Raw genomic sequence first — 17,559 nt, 5'->3', positions numbered from 1 at the left:
CCTCCGTCACGACTGAAGGAAACCCGCGTCACTCGTCTTTCCAGAGGATTTGCACCATCAACAGCGCGGCGCCGACGAGGGCGAATAAAAAGAATATCATCGCCAGCCCGGGATAGCCGAAAATCCTGAACGAGGTCTCCACCCGCGCGAGCATGGAAGATCCCACGATGAACGCCGCCAGGATCAGCCCGGTGGTGATCCGGTTGGCGACCTTCTGCAGGCCCTGGACAAGCTTGTGTTCGTCCACGGAGTCCACCTTCACGCTGAGCTTGTTGTCGGCGACCATTTCCAGAATGCGGTTCATCCGGAAAGGCAGCTCACCGAGGAATTCCTTCGTCTCGGTGAGCGCGCCGAGCATGTTCGCGGAGGTGAGGGATTCCTTGAGACGCTTGCTGGCGAACTCTGAGAGGTGGCGGCGGATCGATTCGTTGGGGTTGAAATTCGGGGACAAGGCGATGCCCACGCGGTCGAGATTCATCAGGGTTTTTCCCAGCAGGCTGATTTCCGATGGAATGCGGATTCCGGCATCCGCGCACGCCTGCATGACCAGAAGCACGATGGCTCCCACCTGGAGGTTGTCCATACTCCTCGTCTTGATGGACCCGACGATTTCCTCAATGGAATTGATGAAAAGCTTGCGATCGATAGTCTCCCCGCGCGGTTCGCCGATCTTCATGGCGGCCTCCGCGGTCTGGACGCCGTCGCCATCGGCGATTCCGGCGAGCAGATGAAGAAGATGATCCCGCATTCTCTGGTTCATGCGGCCGATCATTCCCAGATCAAGGATGGCGATGTTCCGCTCCGGCGTAAGCAACAGGTTGCCCGGATGGGGATCAGCATGGAAAAAACCATCCACCAGGATCTGTTGGAGATAGGCGCGGAAAAGTTCCTCCGCCAGCACGTCGCCATCCAGATCCACCAACACGGTCCCGGCCAGCGAGGTGACCTTGGTGCCGGAAAGATACTCCATTGTCAGAACCTGGCTCGTCGAATAGTCATCGACGACGGTGGGAATGCGCAGCCGGTGGAACTCCTTGAGATTCCTGCGGAGTTCGCTGAGGTGGAGAGCTTCCTTCTGATAGTCCAGCTCGCGCATCAGGGTGGATCGGAAATGCTCCACGATGCGTGCGGTCTCATAGCGCTTGCCAAAATCGGTGTGGGAGTCGATGAACTCCGCGATATCCGCCAGGCTGGCCAGATCCTCGACGATTTGTGCCCGGATTCCCGGTCTCTGCACCTTTACGGCGACCGTCCGGCCCCCGCGCAGCGTCGCCAGATGGACCTGACCCAGTGAAGCTGCCCCCAACGGCTTTTTTTCGAAACTCTCGAACGCCTTTGAAATCCTGACACCCAACTGGTCCTGGACGACTTTCTCGATCTCTTCATAAGGCAACGGGCCGACCTTGTCCTGCAGCCTGCTGAGCGCGTCGAGGTATGGCTGGGGAAGGAGATCGGCACGTGTGGAAAGAAGCTGGCCGATCTTGACGAACGTGGGTCCGAGTTTTTCCAGATCGTCGGTCAGTTCGTCGGGTCCGCCTTTGTTGGTCCGTTCTATTTCCGGTGTCCCCAGATCCGCATCCTTAAAGATGTCCGACCGACCATACTTGTAAAAAAGGAGTGCGACATCCTTATAACGTTTGAGATGGGAAGGAGCGATTTTCACGTGTCGCTTACTTTAGCAACGGTTGTGCCACCCGCCTTAACGCGGCTTTTCCAATGAAATCATGCATACGGTTTCCCAAACCTGGAAACATAATGCACGATAGCCTCCATCACCGTGCAGAAAGCAATTGCCTGTGGAGACTCAAACCGGTCACCACAGTCCGGCTGAACAAGAAAATCCTAGCTACCTAAAACCGCGCGCCGTATGCGCCCGGGCGATTTCTTGAGGAACTGTTTCGCCAAAGATTCAAACTCGTCGGAAAGGTCCGTTAGGTGGATTTCCAAGGTGCCGTCACGAGCTTCGGGATTGAGCAGGTCAAGGCGGGTGAGCTCGGTCTTCAGGTGCTCGGCACAGGTCGTAGCGGAATCCACCAGCCGGATTTCCGCCGGCAGCAGATCCTTCAGAACGGGAATCAACAATGGGTAATGCGTGCAGGCGAGCATCAGGGTATCGATCCCTTTTTCCACCAACGGGTACAGATAGCTTTTCAATATCTGCCGCGTCGCGGGATGGTCGATCCAGTTTTCCTCGATCAGCGGAACGAGAAGCGGTGTGGCCTGTCCGTGAATGATGAGCCCCGTCTTCCGCAGCGCGAGGGCGTGTTGATAAGCGTGCGAACCGATGGTGCCGCGGGTGGCGATGATGCCGACACGCTCGACATTCGGACAGGACACGGCCGCATCCACCCCCGGCTCGATCACACCGAGAATGGGAACACGATACTGCTCCCGGAGCTGTGGCAAGGCATGCGCGGTGGCGGTATTGCAAGCGACGACGATGGCCTTCACGCCCTTGGAGATCAGGAAACGGACGTCCTCATCGGCGAACTGTCGGATGGTTTCCGGGCTTTTGGACCCATAGGGCAGTCGTGCGGTATCCCCCAGATAGAGAATGTCTTCCGCAGGCAAAAGCTCCTGCGCCGCCCGCACGACGGTCAGGCCGCCGACGCCGGAGTCAAAAAATCCAAGAGGTGCCGAATTCACTGGCGCGATTGTGACAGAGCCGATGCCCGCGCCAAGTGCAAACAGGAAGGTTGTGGGAAGCATTCTCCCCATTCCCGGGACAGCGGTCGATGGGGAAACCGGAGAGTCGCATGGATTCAATCCTGCCCTACCAGTTTCAACCTCATGAAGCCACGTCCCCCGGTCACGTCCTGCGTGAAAATCCACGTACGCTCTTCGAACTCCCCCAGATCCCGGACAAGAAAAGAGGCGACGTTTCCGCTTGAAGCCGGAGTATCCAGTTGTTCGAGGTCCGTGTTGGCCTGTGGGATGAGCATGTGGCCGGGAAGACTTTTCCGGACACGGGCGGTCAGCGTGAGGTAGGTTTTCCCGGCTGCGGCGGCAGGATACTCGGCGGTGGTGAGCGTCCGGATACCGGATTTCGGCAAAAGGGAAGAATCCGGACCAAGCGGGTCCGCACCCAGCAACCATTCGATGGAATTGACCATGCCGTCCGCGTCCGGGTCGGATGCAGGACCGTTCTCTCCGGGGCCGAACGGGTGGGAGGCGGACCAATACGAATAGTCGGAGTCGATCCGGATGACACCGCTCGTCAACGCGCTGGTGTTCCAGGTCAGACCGGTGGCCAGAGCGGGCAGACTGACGGATGAAAAACTTCCCGCGATGGTGTTGGCCTGGAAAAGCGTGAAACTGTCCCCACCCGCGAGTGTCCCGCCGAGATTCGTGACATGAAGGCCCCCTCCCAATGTGAGCGTTCCGTTCACGGTGAGTTTGTCGGCGGTTGCCGTGATCTTGTTCAGCTCCATCCGGGTGGCCGAGCCGGATTGGAGGACGACGTTGCCATTGGCGGCGAGGGTCCCGATCCCGTTCACGCCGGGAGCGAGATTCGCCCCTGACTGGAGAGTCACACCCCCGACGGTGCCGGAGCCCCCCAGGGTGGCGGAGCTGGCAACGGTCGTGGAGCTGGTGGTCGTACCCCCACCCACATACAACGCGCCAGCGCTGACGGTGGTGGGACCTGTATAAGCATTCTCCCCCGCGAGCAGCAGGGTTCCCGCGCCGGATTTCACCAGCCCGCTGGCCACGAGATTTGCGGAGGTGTTGAGCAGTTTGGCGGAAATCGTGAGATCGGCTGCCGGACCGGCCGTGACGTCGGCTACGTTGAAGGTGATGGATTGTCCGGCGGTGGCGTTCTGTCCGAGGTGGATGCCGTTCGCCGTGGCGTTGGACGAGGGGAGGTTTTCAATCAGCGATGGTGTGGAGCCACCGGCGGTGACGGTGCCGACGAGTGCCAGGCCTTGGAAATTCGTGGGATTCGCTCCGCTTCCGATCCGCATCGTGCCCCCGTTCAAATTGACCGAGCCGATCTTGTTCCACCAACCGGTGTCAGGACCATCCAGCCCGGTGAGGAAAAGACCGCCCGCATTCAGGACGAGGGTATTGTTGGCGAGGGTGTTCGTGCTGCCTCCTGTGCCCAGCACATTTCCTCCGATGAGTGACAGCGTGGCTCCGGCGTTCACGGTGATGTTGCGGTTCGCAGCAGGTTGCAAGGCACCGAGGTTGCTCGCGGCGGGTGTGCTCCCCTGCCCTGTCCCGGCGGTGACGATGCCGCCGCCGATGGTGAGATCCCCGGTGAAGGTATTGGTCCCGCCGAGATGGAGACCGCCGGTACCGGTTTTCACCACGGCGATACCTGCGGTGGTCGTGCCATTGGAGATGAGACCACCGATAGAAAAATTTCCCGCCCCTTGGAAAGTGAGCGCGCGGGCGGAGGCTGGCGCGTTCGAGGTGATCGCCGCCAGATTGAGCACACCCGCATCCGACTGGAAGGTATAGGTGCCTCCTCCGGATTGAAGAGTGATGGTGCCGCCGAGGGTATTGTCTCCCGCGAGATTCCTGATGGCGGGAATGATGTTTCCGCGTCCGCTCAGTGACAAGGCGGCGGCGGGAAGAGTGGTGACGTCACCCGACGTGCCGTCGAGTTCAAGGGTGGATGCTCCGGAGTTGTTGTTGCGGATCTGGATGCCGGTGAGGCTGGAGGCTGCGTTCGGATTCGCGAGGCGGACGACGCCTTCGTTCACGGTCGTGCTGCTGGTGTCGATGTTCAGAGTGCCAGCCAGCGAATTGTCTCCATTCAAAACAAGCGTGCCGGTCCCGGTCTTGGTAAAGCCCGCGGTGCCGGCGAGCGACGCGGAGATGGTGGCGGTGTTTTGGACAACGGTGATGACCGGCGTCGTGGCGAGCCTGAGATCCTTGCCTTCGGACGAGAGCAGCGTCCAATTCTGCGCGCCCGAGGTATCGCCGAAAACAAGGCTGCCGATGCTCCGCGAGGTATCAAGCATGACGGTCCGGTCGGCGGTGATGTTCAGAGTGCTGAAATTGGCACTGTAGGTCTCTCCGTTCGCAGGGAAGGCGCCGGTCCATTTGGTGGCGTCGCTCCATGTCCCGTCCGCGTCCGTGGCCCAGGTTCCGTTCCCGATGATGACGGGCAGCGTGATGGTGAGCACGGCCACGTCGTTCGCCCCCGCACGGTCCGTGACATGCAGCACGAATTCCTCGGCACCCGCGTCATTCATGGTCGGCGTCCCGGAAAGCGCTCCATTGGTGGCGACATTGAGCCAGGCAGGGCCGGAGATCTTGGTGTAAACCAAGGCTTCCCCCGCGTCGGCATCCGTGGCGGAACCCGCGATGTTGCCGGTGTATGCCACCGACTGGGTGGCGGCACCGCCATTGATGGTGGGATTCGTGAACTCGGGTGGTGTGTTCGCCGGCATCGCCGCGACCTGTGCGTCGGTGAGGGCGTGGGGGTAAAACGCGACATCGTCGAGTTTCCCGGCGAAAAGCGGATCCGCGGCGAACTGGCTTTTCCCGAGGTAGTTCGCATTGGTGCCGAGATCGACGGGATTGATGGTCATGGCGGTGTTCGTGTTCACGAGCGCGCCGTTCACGAAGAGTTTGCCGGTGTTCCCGCTGATGGTGACCGCGACGTGGGTCCACGTGTTCAGCGGCAGCGGCACGGTATGGTTGAGCTGTTGCTCGCTGCCGCCATTCGACCGCATGGCGAAGCGGAGATTCCCGGACCCGGAAATCGGAGAAAGGAACATGTAGGTCTCCGTGCCGCTGCCGAGATCGAAAATCCGCTGCCACTGGCTGCCCGACGTCGGATAAACCCATGCGCCGAAGCTGAAGTCCGTGCTGTCTCCCAAGCGGTCGGAAAGCAGGACATGATCGTTGTTTGCGGCGGCGCCGCTGAGTTCCAGGGCCTGGCCCGTGTGGCCGGCATCAAAGTTAGCCTGTCCCTTGAGGATGGCGGAGTTTCCGTAGGCGGAACCGTCCTGCGCGTTGTTTTCGAATGAGTGGAACGCGCCGGATGAGGTGGAGACGACCGGGATTTCCTGCAAATAGGCGATCGGTGCAGCCCGGTCGCGATACATCACCCCCATGGGCGTGAGGGAGCCGTCGTCGTAGTTCGTCTTGCGGAACCACTCGACATTACTATAAACGGCGTAGCGCTCGATCCACGGCGTGGAGTCCATCATGTTCATCATCGCCTCGATGACGTTCTTGTTCTGGTCGGTGTTGGGATCGTGCGCGTTGTCGGTCCAGTTCGCGCCGTTGTTGAATTCGGTGACCCAGATGGGCTTGCCCGTGGCATCATGGATGCTCTTCAGGAAGGCATACATGCTGTTGGCCGCCGTGGTCGGATTGTTCCCGGATGAGGAACGGTAGTAATGCACCGGGACGAAATCGATGCGATGCCCGGCGGTGTTCGCCTTGTTCACAAAATCCACGATCCACGAATAGCCGCCGTCCGTGACGGCCGGCGCGCCGACACGCAGGCCGGTGCCGAGCAGATCCGGCATGCGGGCGACGGCGTCGTCCACGGAACCGACCGGGGTGAGGTTTTTGTAGGAATCCTCGACCGGGTTGTTCGGTTCGTTCAGGCCGAGCACATGGTTCACCCCCCGCGCTTTCCAATCCTGCGCGAGGCTGGGCCAGTGAGGTTGTTGTTTGATGGCGACGTATTCCCAATTCAACGCGGAATTCTTATCGATGTTCCAGTTGTAATGCCATGTGGCGTTGAGCGCGGTGGGATCGACGTCGCACGAGCCTTTTTTCGTCACCCATCTCCATGGGAAGATGCGGATGAAGCTCACGGAGTCGTTCATCCCGGAGGGCATCACCGCGACCTCGATGTCTCCATCCTGAGCCACGTAGTTCCGGCTCATGCCGGTGCCGCTCGCGTTCTGCGCGAGGGTGGCGGTGTAGCCTCGTTTCAATTTGAACGAACTGACGTTGTTGGCCAGGACTCCAAGGCTGGAGTCGTTGTAGGCGGTGTAATTCGTCAGCTGCATCGAGGATCCGGTGAAATAGCTGCCCGAAAAAACCTGCAACGGCGCGAAGGTGGAGGCGTGCGGAATCACCACCGTGCCGTCGCCGTATTCGACCACGCGGCAGTTGGTGTTCAGTACCGCCGCGGCCCCATTCACCCGGACCTGGCTGAGGTAGGAGGAACTCACCGTCGCCGGACGGACGGTGGTCATGAAAAACCACGAATCGGGTGAATTGAGGTGGATGACGCAGCCTGTGATCGGGGCGGTGTTCCCGGTGATGCGAAGTTCCGAACGGCCCGTCATGGTCACGGTCGTGCCGGACAACGTCGCAAACGACTGGCTGTCATTGGCCAGCGTGAGTGTATGGCCGTGAACGTGGCCGCTGAAGAACAGCACGGCACAAGCAAGCAGGAAAAAATGGCGGATCATGTGGGTTTGGAGCTTCCTGAGGGGACGATGCCGGTGCGGGCTCCGGCAAAAACTCATGGGTGAACGGCAATGAAACGTCGTTTCCCGCTCAGCGTCAAACACCCCCGCCCCCTCCCCCCAACAATGGGGGGAATCTGTCATGTGACATCCGTTGATCCTCCCGCCGGTCGGGCGACATCAAACCTTCCATTTTCACTCCCCCATGTTTTCCGCTTTCCCGGCGTGGTTCGCGGGATTAGTTTCCCGCCAGATGAGCAGTTGTGGCCCGAAAATGAAGATGGATCCGGCATTGCACCGGGACAAGAAACCTTCCTGGATCAAGGTCCGGCTGCCGAACAATCCGGCGTTCTGGTCCACCAAATCGCTGATCACCGACCTGAAACTGGTGACCGTTTGCGAGGAAGCCCAGTGCCCGAACCGTTGGGAATGCTGGGGACAAGGCACCGCCACCTTCATGATCGCCGGTGACAAGTGCACCCGCGCCTGCGGCTTCTGCGCGGTGAAAACGGCGAAACCGAACGCACTGGAATCCGACGAGCCCGCCCGCGTCGCCGAGGCCACCCGCCGCATGAACCTGCGCCACGTCGTCATCACCGCGGTGGCGCGCGATGATTTGCGCGACGGCGGAGCGGAGCATTTCAAGCTCACCATCGACGCCGTCCGCCAGGCGAATCCGGAGATCATCATCGAGGTGCTGGTGCCGGATTTCAACGACCGTGACTGGGCGCTCTCCATGGTGATGGACGCCCGTCCGCACATTTTCAACCACAACCTGGAAACCGTCGAGCGGCTCACCCCGCTGGTCCGTTCCCGCGCGCAATACCAGCGCAGCCTCACCGTCTTGAAAAAAGCGAAGGCGATGGTGAATGGCAAGGTGGCCACCAAGAGCGGCATCATGCTCGGCCTCGGCGAACGCCATGAGGAAATCCTGCGGGCGATGGATGACCTGCTGTCCGCGGATGTCACCGTGCTCACGCTCGGCCAATATCTGCGTCCCACGCCGAAACACCTGCCGGTGGTGGATTACATCACGCCGGATGCCTTCGACGAATACAAAGCCATCGCCCTGGCGAAAGGCTTCCGCCACGTCGCCAGCGGACCGCTGGTGAGAAGCTCCTACCATGCGGCGGATTTCCGCCCGGAGCTGGATGTCCTGGAAGCCATCGAGGCGGACGTCCGTGCGGCCCAAGGCCTGGAGCTCGGACCGGAGCACCTTTCCCTGCCCGCCATCAAGCCCGCACTCATCAAAGCAATCGCCTGACAGGATGCACCACTGGCTCATCAAGTCCGAACCTGACGTCTTCGGCATCGACCACCTCGCCGCGGTGAAACGGGAGCCGTGGAGCGGGGTGAGGAATTACCAGGCGCGCAACTATATGTGGAAGGACATGAAGGCGGGCGATCTCGCGCTCTTCTACCACTCGAACGCCAAGCCACCCGGAGTGACCGGCATCGCCCGGGTCGTCGGAGAGCCTTATCCGGATCCGACGCAGTTCGATGAAAAAAGCGAATATCATGACCCGAAATCCACGCCGGAGAATCCCCGCTGGTGGCTGAGGGATTTTGAATTCGTCAAAAAATTCGATGAAATGCTGACTCTGGAAGCACTCAAGGCGGATTCCCTGCTTTCGGAAATGCTCGTCTGCCAGCGTGGCACGCGGCTTTCCATCACGCCCGTGGAAGCCGTCCACTACAAGAGGGTTTGCAAGCTCGCGGGTGCGTGAGGCACATTGTCCCCATGTCTCCTCGTGATGCCGCACTGAAACTCGCCAGCCGCCTGACCGCAGCCGGGCATGTGGCGCTTTTCGCCGGCGGCTGTGTCCGGGACAAGCTGCTGGACCGTGAACCGAAGGATTTCGACATCGCCACGTCGGCGAGACCAAGCGAGGTATTGGAAATTTTTCCCGGCTCGAACGAAGTCGGCGCGCACTTCGGTGTGGTCATCGCGAAACACGCCGGACACCACGTCGAGATCGCGACATTCCGAACGGACGGTTCCTACAAGGATGGCCGGAGGCCGGAGGCGGTGACTTTTTCCACACCGGAAGAAGACGCGCTGCGACGGGACTTCACGGTGAACGCTCTGTTTGAAAATCCTGTGACGGGTGAGGTCATCGACCATGTCGGTGGTTTGACGGACCTCCGTGCCGGAGTGCTGCGGGCGGTGGGAAATCCGTCGGAGCGCTTCACCGAAGACGCGCTTCGCCTGCTGCGGGCGGTGAGATTCGCCACGGTGCTGGACTTCACGCTCGATCCGGGGACACGTGCCGCGCTCGCCGAATGCGCCCATCTCCTGGCGAAAATTTCGCCCGAACGGATCCGCGACGAATTCTCAAAAATCCTGACCGCCCCACGCCGCCGCAAGGGCGTCGAACTGTTGGTCGAAACCGGACTGATGGCCCACATCGTGCCGGAATTCCTGGACACCCTGGGCTGCGACCAGCCACCGGAGTGGCACCCGGAGGGCGATGTCTACGTTCACACATGCATCATGCTGGAGATGCTGAAACCGGACGCGCCGCTGGAACTCTGCCTCGCCGTACTGCTGCACGACATCGCGAAACCACCCTGCCGCACCATCGACGAGGACACCGGACGCATCCGTTTCAACGGTCACGACGCGATGGGTGCGGAAATGTCAGATGTCATCCTGCGCCGCTTGCGCTACCCGAACGATGTCGTCGACGCGGTCGTTCCAATGGTCGCGCGCCACATGCAGTTCATGAACGTGCAGCAGATGCGGACCGCGAAGCTGAAACGCTTCATGGCCTCGCCGACCTTCACCGAGGAAATGGAGCTGCACCGGGTGGATTGCGGGTCATCCAATGGATTCACCGACAACTACGAGTTTCTCCAGGCCAAGGGCGAGGAATTCGCCGTCGAGCCGCTCATTCCCCAACCGCTTGTGACGGGAAGGGACCTGATCGCGCTCGGACTGGCTCCCGGCCCTCGCTTCAAGGAGATCCTGGAACTGATCCAAACCGAGCAACTCGAAGGACGAATCCTTGATCGTGAGCCTGCTCTGGATTACCTCAGGGCGCTCGCCGTTGAAAATTCCGCATGATCCGCGCGGTATCCGGTAAGATCGGCGTAGCAAATCCGGCCATTCCCCATCATTTTTCATCCATGAATTCCACCATCCCTGTCGAGCATACCGATCCCATCAACGCACAGATCCTCGCGATTTCCGAGGACCTGGTGTCCGGCTTCCAACGCCAGCCGTTCCATGTGATCGCGGAAAAATCCGGTGTGCCTCTTGAGACGGTGATCGAGCGCATCCGCGCGATGGTGGAGGCGGGAATCGTCCGCCGCGTCCGGCAGACGCTGCTCTCCACCAAACTCGCCCACGGCGCGCTGGTCGCGTGGAAAGTGCCTGAGGAAAAGCTCAACGCGGCGTTTGATTTCATGGCGAAGGACGATCCTTTCTCCGGTCACGTCGTGATCCGTTCGACCGACACCGAGGTCTCCGGCTCCGGCTACCGCCTCTGGACCACGCTGAAAGTGCCGGTCGGTGAGTCGCTGGACTTCCATGCGTCCGCGCTGGTCCGTCTGACGGGTGCCACGGAATACCTGCTCATGCCGGCCAATGGCGTTTTCGCCCTCGGCGTGGGCCACACACGTCGGAAGGTGTTGGAACCGGGCGACCGGGCCGACGAACCCGCGTCGATGATGACCACCACCGCCGTGGATCTCACCACCGAAGAATGGGAGGTCCTCCTCGCGCTGAAGGAAGAGCTCACGCTGGATGAAATCTGTGAGACGCCATGGGACAAGCGCGCGGAAATCGCAGGCGTCAGTCTCGACCGCTTCTGCGAGGTGGCGGAGACGCTGAACGCGAAGAAAGTCATCGGCCGCTTCTCCACTTTCCTCGAACATGTGAAACCCTCCGCGACCGGCGAACGCGTCACCCGTTTCAACGGCCTCTTCCACTGGGCCGTGCCGAAAGGCCGCGAGCAGGAAGCCGGCGGAGAAGTGGGCCGCCATTTCTGCATGACCCACGCCTACTGGCGCGAGGGAGGCCCCCAGTTCGGCAACGTCAACATCATGGGCGTCATGCACGGCACCGAGAAACCACGGGTTTTGGAACACAAGGCCGCCATCGACAAACATCTCGCCGAAGCTGGCATTCCGGTCAGCTACACCAACGTCTTCTGGGGCGGTCGTTCCGAGATCAAGCCGTCCGAGATCTCACCGAAGGTCTATGCGGAGTGGCATGCGAAGCACGAGGGCTGAGGGACCGCAGGGGGGAATGTTTTCATCGCGATCCCGCGGCTGATAGGAGCTTTCCTGGCAACGGTGAAAACGACGGAACCACTTCAAGCTTCCAGGCATCCTGGGTATCCCGCGAAATAAAATTTCACTACATTGAAATTTGAGCTTCCCGCAGCGACGAGAATCAAGATACTCCGCCCCGACCTGAAAGGGTCATTGCCGGGTTAGCTCAGTTGGTAGAGCAACTGATTTGTAATCAGTAGGTCGTCGGTTCGAGTCCGACACTCGGCTCCATTGAAACTACGTTAATTGTAGCAAATTCAGGGCTTTGGGCTGCTAAGGCAAATTTAGTCCATTCCGCCAGAGTCCGGGACATTCCGCTGGAATCCGAAAAAACGGTGCAATTTGGACAACTAAACGGACAACTTTTTTGAGGGATCGCCGACCGTCAGCTCCCCGGCGGAATCGTCGGACACCCCCTCTAAAACAGAAATCTGGTTCGAGTTTATCCGTGCCATTTGACGGTGAGGGTGGATCATCCCTCCGTGAGCAAGCCTTCGTCCAAAGTTCCTCCCTCCGGTTTCCCTGAGTTCGCTGTTCGCCGCGAAGCCATCTGTAATTTTTTCGATCCTCCTATGGCGAGCAGCACATTTTACGATTTGGTAGACAAGGGGATCATCGTGCCGTTGAAGGAACCTAAAGGGTTTTACCGCCTTAACGAGTCGCTGAGTCGTTTGGGATTACGTGAGGTTCCCCACCCCCCTGGGCAAATAGCCAAGCGCACTTCCGAGGATATTCTTCGACTGGCTCTATGGATGATCGATTCTTCTTTGTTTATGATGCCTTCTTGGTACCTAAATGGTGGCGAAAATTGTCGTATCGAAGAGGAGCATGCGGCACTGCTCGCACAAATGATTCGTGCTGATATTGACGCATTGCCAACTTATCAGGAAAAGATCGCAGCTGGAGCTGGAATGCTGCATGCCCAAGCCGATCTTGAAAGAATCGAAAACGGCACCTTCCGGTGAAGCGGGTTCAAGAGCGTTGAACACATACCTGCCGACGTGGGGGGATTCTGAGATCCGTATTTGAGGGGTGTGGCTAATCCCGACCCTGTCTCAAGACATCTTTGATCCTGGCTGGGCGATTGGGGAAGAGCTCCTTGATTTCGTGTCCAAGCACCGCAGCTAACAGGAAAATTTCGGCGTCGTTCACCAGGCGCAGGCGTGATTCGATTTTGGAAACTCCGCCGCGGCTGATGTCCCAGCCTTTGACCTGTAACTTGATGGCCAGGTCATTTTGGGACATGCCAGCGGCTCGTCTGAGCCGACGGATCTGGGGGCCTACAAGGTTCTGGGATTTTTCTGCCATTGCTCCGATTTCGGAGCTTGACGCTAGCGGCTCTAAATCATGTAAGTGCTCCGAAATCGGAGCACTTCTCCTTTTGTCGTCAGATCTTTCCTACCCCCTTCTTGCAAATGAAACGCCGTTCCCCAACGTTGGAATTCCTCCTCTCTTTCTTGCTCTTTGTAGTGACATCCTCGGCGCTGTGGGTGGTCTTCGGAATCGTTGGCCAGCAATTTGTGTCGGATATGACCGCGACGGCGATGGGGTTCCCTTTGGCCCTTGCTCTAACCTCGACGCTGTGGTTCTGGCGCTCCAACGGCGGGTGGATCGTTTCAACCGTCGCTTTTCTGATCGTGTTCCTCTTGCTTTCCACCGCCATGACCACGCCCTTGCAGCAGCAAAAAATCCAAAACGTTGGAATGTATCGATTGTTGGTTGGAGTGGCATTCGCGCTCACGGGGATTATCTGGTCTCTGCGGTATCGTCTTAAACCGGTGGGGGGGGAAGAGAATACCGGCCCCATCCATCACTGCAAATGGGGAGGCATGAATGGAGCCATCACGTGCCCGCGCATGTTCCGTTTCTGAAGTTTGCTGAGAGCTGGTCCCATTGAAATATTTTAATCCGTCATCACTCGTTAGAATCACTCACCATGCAATGGTATTACTGCCGCGATGGACAAACCGTTGAAGGGCCAATAATTCTGGATGATCTCGTCCGGTTGTTTTCCGACGGAAAGCTTACTCCCGACACTATGGTGGCTGCCGAAGGGGAACAAGAGTGGCGCGCTCTGAAATCTGTTATCCCGGTAAGTTCGACAGTCCCTCCGCCACTTCCTCAGCAAGTCGACTATGTGGCCAAGCTCCTGAGCGTCACGGTTTCGCTTCTCGGGTGGTTTTCTCAATTGAAGTTTCGGTGGAGGCTGGCCTTGGTGGGACTTGCGCTGCTGGCACTGTTTTCAGTTTTTAAATCACATGAACCTTCATCAGAGACCGTGCGTGGGAATTCAGGGTCCGAAAGGATGACGGAGGAAGAAAGCGAGGCGATGTATCGGAAAGCGATGGCAACCCTGCCGAACAAGCAGCACACCTGTACCGTCTGCGGTGGGACAGGCGAGGTCGCCAACACAACGGTGAGACCGAGGACCGGACTCACCGGTTCCTCCGAGGGGCAGTGCGACACGTGCCACGGAAACGGCTCGTTCCGCACGCCCTCGGGATATGATGCCGTCTGCCCCACATGCGGAGGCCTCGGAGGCAGGAAAACGACGACATGCCGGAGCTGCCAGGGGAGAGGTTATGTTCTGGGTTGGTGAACGTGCGGGGCCTGCAATGGCCGACCCCTTGGTGTTATAAATATTTGATAGACGGTTTCGTTCCGTCATTCCGCCACTCGCGTCGGGCGGCGGTTTTGGTTTTACATGGACAGCCATGCGCTTCGATGGCGCATGGCTTGTCTTGGAACCCACAAAACCAAACCACCATGTCCAGAACCCTGTATTCACCACGCTTGTCCGATGACGTTGTCCGCCTGCTTTATCAGGAAGGGAAACGCCGTCGGATGCCCATGACCCGCCTGGCTGATGAATTGCTCCGCTGCGGTCTCCGTGCTGAGCAATTAGTCGTGCCGGAGGAAGTTGCCGCCGATCCTGAGTCCGTGATCGTACGTTTCCCGGACGCCGCGTGATCCGGATTTTTCTCATCAACCCAAAACCCAAGCCCGTGCCGCAAGGTGCGGGCTTTTTCGTTTCAACATCAAACCACCCAATACCATGGCTATCAAACTCATCGCAAATTACTCCAAGCGTCTCGGGCTTCCCGGTTACTCGTCACACCAGTTCTCCGTCTCCGTCGAGACCGAACTGGTGACCACCGACGATGTGGCGGGCGAATCCGAGCGTCTCTATCATCGTCTGCAATCCACCGTGGACGAGCAGATCCTGCACACCGGTTTTGTTCCTCCCGCCGACTACGGGATGGATCCGCCGGAGGCTAAGAACGTCATCCAGCGGGATGCCGGCAGCTCTCCGAAATCCGGGGGCAGCACCCAAGGAAACTGGCGGCAGGGTCCGGCGTGGAAATGTTCCGACAAGCAGAAGGATCTCATTCTGAAACTGGTCGAAGAACATCTACTCGACAAAGCGGATGTCGAGGCGCTCGCCGTCGAGCGCTTCGGCAAAGGCGTGCGGCTGCTCAACAAGGTCGAGGCCTCCGGGCTGATCGACGAATTGTTCGACACCCACGGTGGTGCGGATCACCAGGGCGGCAGACGTCGCAACGGCTCCGCCTATCAGGGATCCAACCACAGGAGGGCGGCATGATCGCGGCGGTCCAGGATGCGCCCTTTTCCACCGGTCTCAGCAAGTGGGCGCAGTCCCTGCCGGACCACATCAGTCCGACGGCGGCGAAGGCCTATCTCAGCTGTTCGCTGATGTTCTACTTCGAGCGGGTCGCCTGCATCAAACGCAAGACCCCGGTGAGCCTTCACTTGGGAAAGGCGGTGCACGCGGCGCTTCAGGCCTTCCATCTCGCACGGTGGAGGGGCGGAGACGATTCGCCGGAAACGGTCGCCGCGGCGTTTGACAAATCTTTCAGGGATCTCGAACGCGACGAAGGTCCGGTGAATTACGGCAGCGAGCAAAAACGCGAGAAGACCCGTATCGACGGACTTCGCGTGATCGCCGCCTACCTCGACTCCCCGGAGGCGCTGAAGGACAAGCCGCGCGCCGTCGAGGTGTTGCTGACAGAAACGATCCCCGGTCTCTCCGTCCCGCTGACAGGTGCGATGGATCTGATCGAAGGGAATTTCACCCCGGTGGATTTCAAATCGAGCGCGGCCAAACCCGACAAGTCGCACGCCGCGTTCGATCATGAAATCCAGCTGGTGAGCTACCAACTCCTCCTGGAAGCCGCCATCGGTGAAACCCCGCCGTCGCTGGACCTCGTGTTTTTGGTGAAGACCAAAAAACCGCAGACCATCCGCGTGACGAGCAAACCGGCCGATGCCCATCGCAAGCGCAGGGTTGTCGCCCTGTTGGAAACCGCTGTCGAGGGAATCGCGAGCAACCGCTTCCACCCCCAACCGGGGATGCAATGCTCGTGGTGCCAGTTCCGGAACGAATGCATGGCCTGGCTTCCGGTCCATGAGGAGGAAAGGAAGGCCGCATGAAGATCATCCTCGCCACGATATTCACGTCCCTGCTGGGGGCATGCTCCGCGCCCGTCGCTCCGACCGCTCCAGATATGGGACCGATCGGCGACGGGTTGAAGGTCATCGGCTACGCCCTCATCGGCATGGCGGTGGTCATCACCGCGGGACGTTCCATCCGCTAGCATCCATCAGATATGAAACCGGTTCCCTACCTCCATATCTTCGCCGTCATTTCGATCACCGCGCTCAGCCTCCAGATTTTTACGGATTTCTGGGTGCCCGTGGTGATCGGCGCGGTGGCGATGTTCTTCGCCGCCGTGATCCTGCGGCGGTGAACCCAAAAAATCCCCACACGCCCGCCCGGTCATCCGACTGGGCGGGCGTTTTTTATTCTCATCAAAAACACACCACAACCCCAACCACCCGACATCATCATGAATCCAACAAACTCCAATCAATCGCTCCTCGACGGCATCTGCCGCCGGGGAGTGCTCGTCTCCACCTCCGTCCGCTATTGGCGCGGTTGCAAGCGGCTCACTCCAGAGGACCTCGGTCTTGATCCCGCCCGTGTCAGCGACCGGCTCATCCTCTTAGGCCAGAAACGCCTGATCCCACGCGATGCCCTGCAGGCCTTCGCTCTCATCGAATCCCGAGTGCAGGCTACGGTCGAAAGTTCGAGCTTCCCGTTCTTGGGTGGCATCGGACGTTTCGTGCCGAACGCCCGCCTTGCGGACATCACCGACAAGCTCGAAAAGCTTCGTGATGAATTCCGCGAAGCCACACTTGATTTCGTCGCCCGCTACTCATCGTTGCGGGAAGCCGCGATGATCGAATGGCGGGATGCCGCGCAGAACCTCAACGGCAGTGCCGAACGATTGATCGCCACCATCGAGCAGTCGTTCCCACCTGCTGGTGAAATCGCCAAACGCTTCGGGTTCGACACCCGGTTGTTCCAGATCGCCGCGCCCGACAGCATCCGTCTGGAGGTCGTCGAAGGCGTGGAACAGCTAGAAGTCGCCGAGAACCGCCGTCGCATTTCGGAAGATGCCTCACGGCGTCTCAACTCCGGCATCGACGAGTTCATCCGCGAGAGTGTGGCCTCCATGCGTGACGAGACGGCCCGGCTTGCCCAGGACGTTCTCACCACGATCAACAGCAGCGAAAATGGGGTGCACCAGCGCACGTTGAACCGGCTCACCGGATTCATCGACAGCTTCCGCACCCTGAATTTCGCGGGCGACCAACAGTTGGAGCAGACACTAGAACGGTTCCGCCGCGACCTGCTGGGCCGGAGCGCCGAGGACTACCGCAACAACAGCGGTGCCATGGCCAGCCTGACCGACGGCTTGTCACGCTTGCGCGAAACCGCTGTGCAGCTCGCCCGCAGTGACGCGCGAGAGGTGGTTTCCCGCTTTGGTCAGATGGGCGCGCGCAAGCTCGCCGCCGTCGGCTGAATTCAGAG

General features: G+C 59.6%; 17 protein-coding genes, 1 tRNA gene and 1 pseudogene. 15 read left to right on the top strand and 4 right to left on the bottom strand.

Translation table 11 applies throughout. The features are described from left to right. Positions 1-28 precede the first annotated feature (28 nt). The 3 genes from JIN84_RS17510 to JIN84_RS17500 form a co-directional block, all read right to left on the bottom strand. Complete coding sequence (locus JIN84_RS17510; RefSeq protein ID WP_200352363.1) at positions 29-1,663, bottom strand: AarF/UbiB family protein; 1,635 nt, start codon at positions 1,661-1,663, stop codon at positions 29-31. Positions 1,664-1,842: 179 nt separating this feature from the next. Next, positions 1,843-2,646, bottom strand: a complete 804-nt coding sequence (gene murI, locus JIN84_RS17505; protein WP_325099614.1) for a glutamate racemase — start codon at positions 2,644-2,646, stop codon at positions 1,843-1,845. A 116-nt stretch (positions 2,647-2,762) separates the two neighbouring features. After that, complete coding sequence (locus JIN84_RS17500; protein WP_200352361.1) at positions 2,763-7,388, bottom strand: LamG-like jellyroll fold domain-containing protein; 4,626 nt, start codon at positions 7,386-7,388, stop codon at positions 2,763-2,765. A gap of 250 nt (positions 7,389-7,638) precedes the next feature. On the opposite strand from JIN84_RS17500, the gene lipA reads away from it, so the two are divergent. The 6 genes from lipA to JIN84_RS17470 all read left to right on the top strand — a co-directional run bounded on the left by lipA (position 7,639) and on the right by JIN84_RS17470 (position 12,628). Next, entirely contained in the window at positions 7,639-8,649 is a 1,011-nt protein-coding gene (gene lipA / locus JIN84_RS17495; protein ID WP_200352948.1) for a lipoyl synthase, read from the top strand. Positions 8,650-8,653: 4 nt separating this feature from the next. Then, positions 8,654-9,112: an EVE domain-containing protein gene (locus JIN84_RS17490; RefSeq protein WP_200352360.1), complete on the top strand. Its 459-nt coding sequence runs from the start codon at positions 8,654-8,656 to the stop codon at positions 9,110-9,112. A gap of 14 nt (positions 9,113-9,126) precedes the next feature. Continuing rightward, positions 9,127-10,452 (top strand): CCA tRNA nucleotidyltransferase, encoded by a 1,326-nt coding sequence (locus tag JIN84_RS17485; RefSeq protein WP_200352359.1) that lies wholly within the window; start codon positions 9,127-9,129, stop codon positions 10,450-10,452. Between the two features lie 62 nt (positions 10,453-10,514). Continuing rightward, on the top strand, positions 10,515-11,621 hold the full coding sequence (locus JIN84_RS17480; RefSeq protein WP_200352358.1) for an Lrp/AsnC family transcriptional regulator: 1,107 nt from the start codon (positions 10,515-10,517) through the stop codon (positions 11,619-11,621). A 197-nt stretch (positions 11,622-11,818) separates the two neighbouring features. Continuing rightward, a tRNA-Thr gene (locus tag JIN84_RS17475) sits at positions 11,819-11,894 on the top strand. A gap of 251 nt (positions 11,895-12,145) precedes the next feature. After that, the gene (locus tag JIN84_RS17470; protein WP_200352357.1) at positions 12,146-12,628 is read left to right on the top strand and encodes a hypothetical protein; all 483 of its coding nucleotides are present in this window, start codon (positions 12,146-12,148) and stop codon (positions 12,626-12,628) included. Positions 12,629-12,701: 73 nt separating this feature from the next. Here the strand turns inward: JIN84_RS17470 and JIN84_RS17465 are convergent, their stop codons facing one another. After that, positions 12,702-12,971 carry a helix-turn-helix domain-containing protein gene (locus JIN84_RS17465; RefSeq protein WP_200352356.1) on the bottom strand — a complete coding sequence of 90 codons (270 nt, stop codon included), beginning with the start codon at positions 12,969-12,971 and terminating at the stop codon, positions 12,702-12,704. 107 nt (positions 12,972-13,078) lie between these two features. Here JIN84_RS17465 and JIN84_RS17460 point away from each other — a divergent pair, with 107 nt between their 5' ends. From JIN84_RS17460 to JIN84_RS17425, 9 genes and pseudogenes are all read left to right on the top strand, one after another. Next, a complete protein-coding gene (locus JIN84_RS17460) occupies positions 13,079-13,534 on the top strand; it encodes a hypothetical protein (RefSeq protein ID WP_200352355.1) in 456 nt (151 codons plus the stop codon). Between the two features lie 65 nt (positions 13,535-13,599). After that, positions 13,600-13,737, top strand: a pseudogene (locus JIN84_RS23550) (DUF4339 domain-containing protein); the annotation flags it as partial. A gap of 231 nt (positions 13,738-13,968) precedes the next feature. Beyond that, positions 13,969-14,262: a hypothetical protein gene (locus JIN84_RS23115; protein WP_234043553.1), complete on the top strand. Its 294-nt coding sequence runs from the start codon at positions 13,969-13,971 to the stop codon at positions 14,260-14,262. A 167-nt stretch (positions 14,263-14,429) separates the two neighbouring features. Further along, positions 14,430-14,633, top strand: coding sequence for a hypothetical protein (locus JIN84_RS17450; RefSeq protein WP_200352353.1), 204 nt, complete (start codon positions 14,430-14,432; stop codon positions 14,631-14,633). An 85-nt stretch (positions 14,634-14,718) separates the two neighbouring features. Beyond that, positions 14,719-15,267: a hypothetical protein gene (locus tag JIN84_RS17445; RefSeq protein WP_200352352.1), complete on the top strand. Its 549-nt coding sequence runs from the start codon at positions 14,719-14,721 to the stop codon at positions 15,265-15,267. Beyond that, positions 15,264-16,115 carry a RecB family exonuclease gene (locus JIN84_RS17440; RefSeq protein WP_200352351.1) on the top strand — a complete coding sequence of 284 codons (852 nt, stop codon included), beginning with the start codon at positions 15,264-15,266 and terminating at the stop codon, positions 16,113-16,115. The genes JIN84_RS17445 and JIN84_RS17440 overlap by 4 nt, the downstream gene beginning before the upstream one ends. Next, a complete protein-coding gene (locus JIN84_RS17435) occupies positions 16,112-16,279 on the top strand; it encodes a hypothetical protein (protein WP_200352350.1) in 168 nt (55 codons plus the stop codon). The genes JIN84_RS17440 and JIN84_RS17435 overlap by 4 nt, the downstream gene beginning before the upstream one ends. Positions 16,280-16,291: 12 nt before the next feature. Then, positions 16,292-16,432 (top strand): hypothetical protein, encoded by a 141-nt coding sequence (locus tag JIN84_RS17430; protein ID WP_200352349.1) that lies wholly within the window; start codon positions 16,292-16,294, stop codon positions 16,430-16,432. 99 nt (positions 16,433-16,531) lie between these two features. Continuing rightward, the gene (locus JIN84_RS17425) at positions 16,532-17,551 is read left to right on the top strand and encodes a DUF3150 domain-containing protein (protein ID WP_200352348.1); all 1,020 of its coding nucleotides are present in this window, start codon (positions 16,532-16,534) and stop codon (positions 17,549-17,551) included. Positions 17,552-17,559: the final 8 nt, after the last annotated feature.

It is taken from the genome of Luteolibacter yonseiensis (assembly GCF_016595465.1).
In the GTDB taxonomy this organism is placed as follows: domain Bacteria; phylum Verrucomicrobiota; class Verrucomicrobiia; order Verrucomicrobiales; family Akkermansiaceae; genus Luteolibacter; species Luteolibacter yonseiensis.
The sequence above is the reverse complement of the archived record's forward strand: the minus strand, read 5'-3'. Positions and strand labels throughout refer to the sequence as shown.

Excerpts from the sequence above, each read along its gene's own strand:
- JIN84_RS17440 (WP_200352351.1), top strand. The coding sequence starts at position 15,264 with ATGATCGCGGCGGTCCAGGATGCGCCCTTTTCCACCGGTCTCAGCAAG.
- JIN84_RS17430 (WP_200352349.1), top strand. The coding sequence starts at position 16,292 with ATGAAACCGGTTCCCTACCTCCATATCTTCGCCGTCATTTCGATCACC.
- JIN84_RS17425 (WP_200352348.1), top strand. The coding sequence starts at position 16,532 with ATGAATCCAACAAACTCCAATCAATCGCTCCTCGACGGCATCTGCCGC.
- JIN84_RS17445 (WP_200352352.1), top strand. The coding sequence starts at position 14,719 with ATGGCTATCAAACTCATCGCAAATTACTCCAAGCGTCTCGGGCTTCCC.
- JIN84_RS17465 (WP_200352356.1), bottom strand. The coding sequence starts at position 12,971 with ATGGCAGAAAAATCCCAGAACCTTGTAGGCCCCCAGATCCGTCGGCTC.
- lipA (WP_200352948.1), top strand. The coding sequence starts at position 7,639 with ATGAGCAGTTGTGGCCCGAAAATGAAGATGGATCCGGCATTGCACCGG.
- JIN84_RS17485 (WP_200352359.1), top strand. The coding sequence starts at position 9,127 with ATGTCTCCTCGTGATGCCGCACTGAAACTCGCCAGCCGCCTGACCGCA.
- JIN84_RS17435 (WP_200352350.1), top strand. The coding sequence starts at position 16,112 with ATGAAGATCATCCTCGCCACGATATTCACGTCCCTGCTGGGGGCATGC.
- JIN84_RS23115 (WP_234043553.1), top strand. The coding sequence starts at position 13,969 with ATGACGGAGGAAGAAAGCGAGGCGATGTATCGGAAAGCGATGGCAACC.
- JIN84_RS17460 (WP_200352355.1), top strand. The coding sequence starts at position 13,079 with ATGAAACGCCGTTCCCCAACGTTGGAATTCCTCCTCTCTTTCTTGCTC.
- JIN84_RS17500 (WP_200352361.1), bottom strand. The coding sequence starts at position 7,388 with ATGATCCGCCATTTTTTCCTGCTTGCTTGTGCCGTGCTGTTCTTCAGC.
- JIN84_RS17490 (WP_200352360.1), top strand. The coding sequence starts at position 8,654 with ATGCACCACTGGCTCATCAAGTCCGAACCTGACGTCTTCGGCATCGAC.
- JIN84_RS17450 (WP_200352353.1), top strand. The coding sequence starts at position 14,430 with ATGTCCAGAACCCTGTATTCACCACGCTTGTCCGATGACGTTGTCCGC.
- JIN84_RS17480 (WP_200352358.1), top strand. The coding sequence starts at position 10,515 with ATGAATTCCACCATCCCTGTCGAGCATACCGATCCCATCAACGCACAG.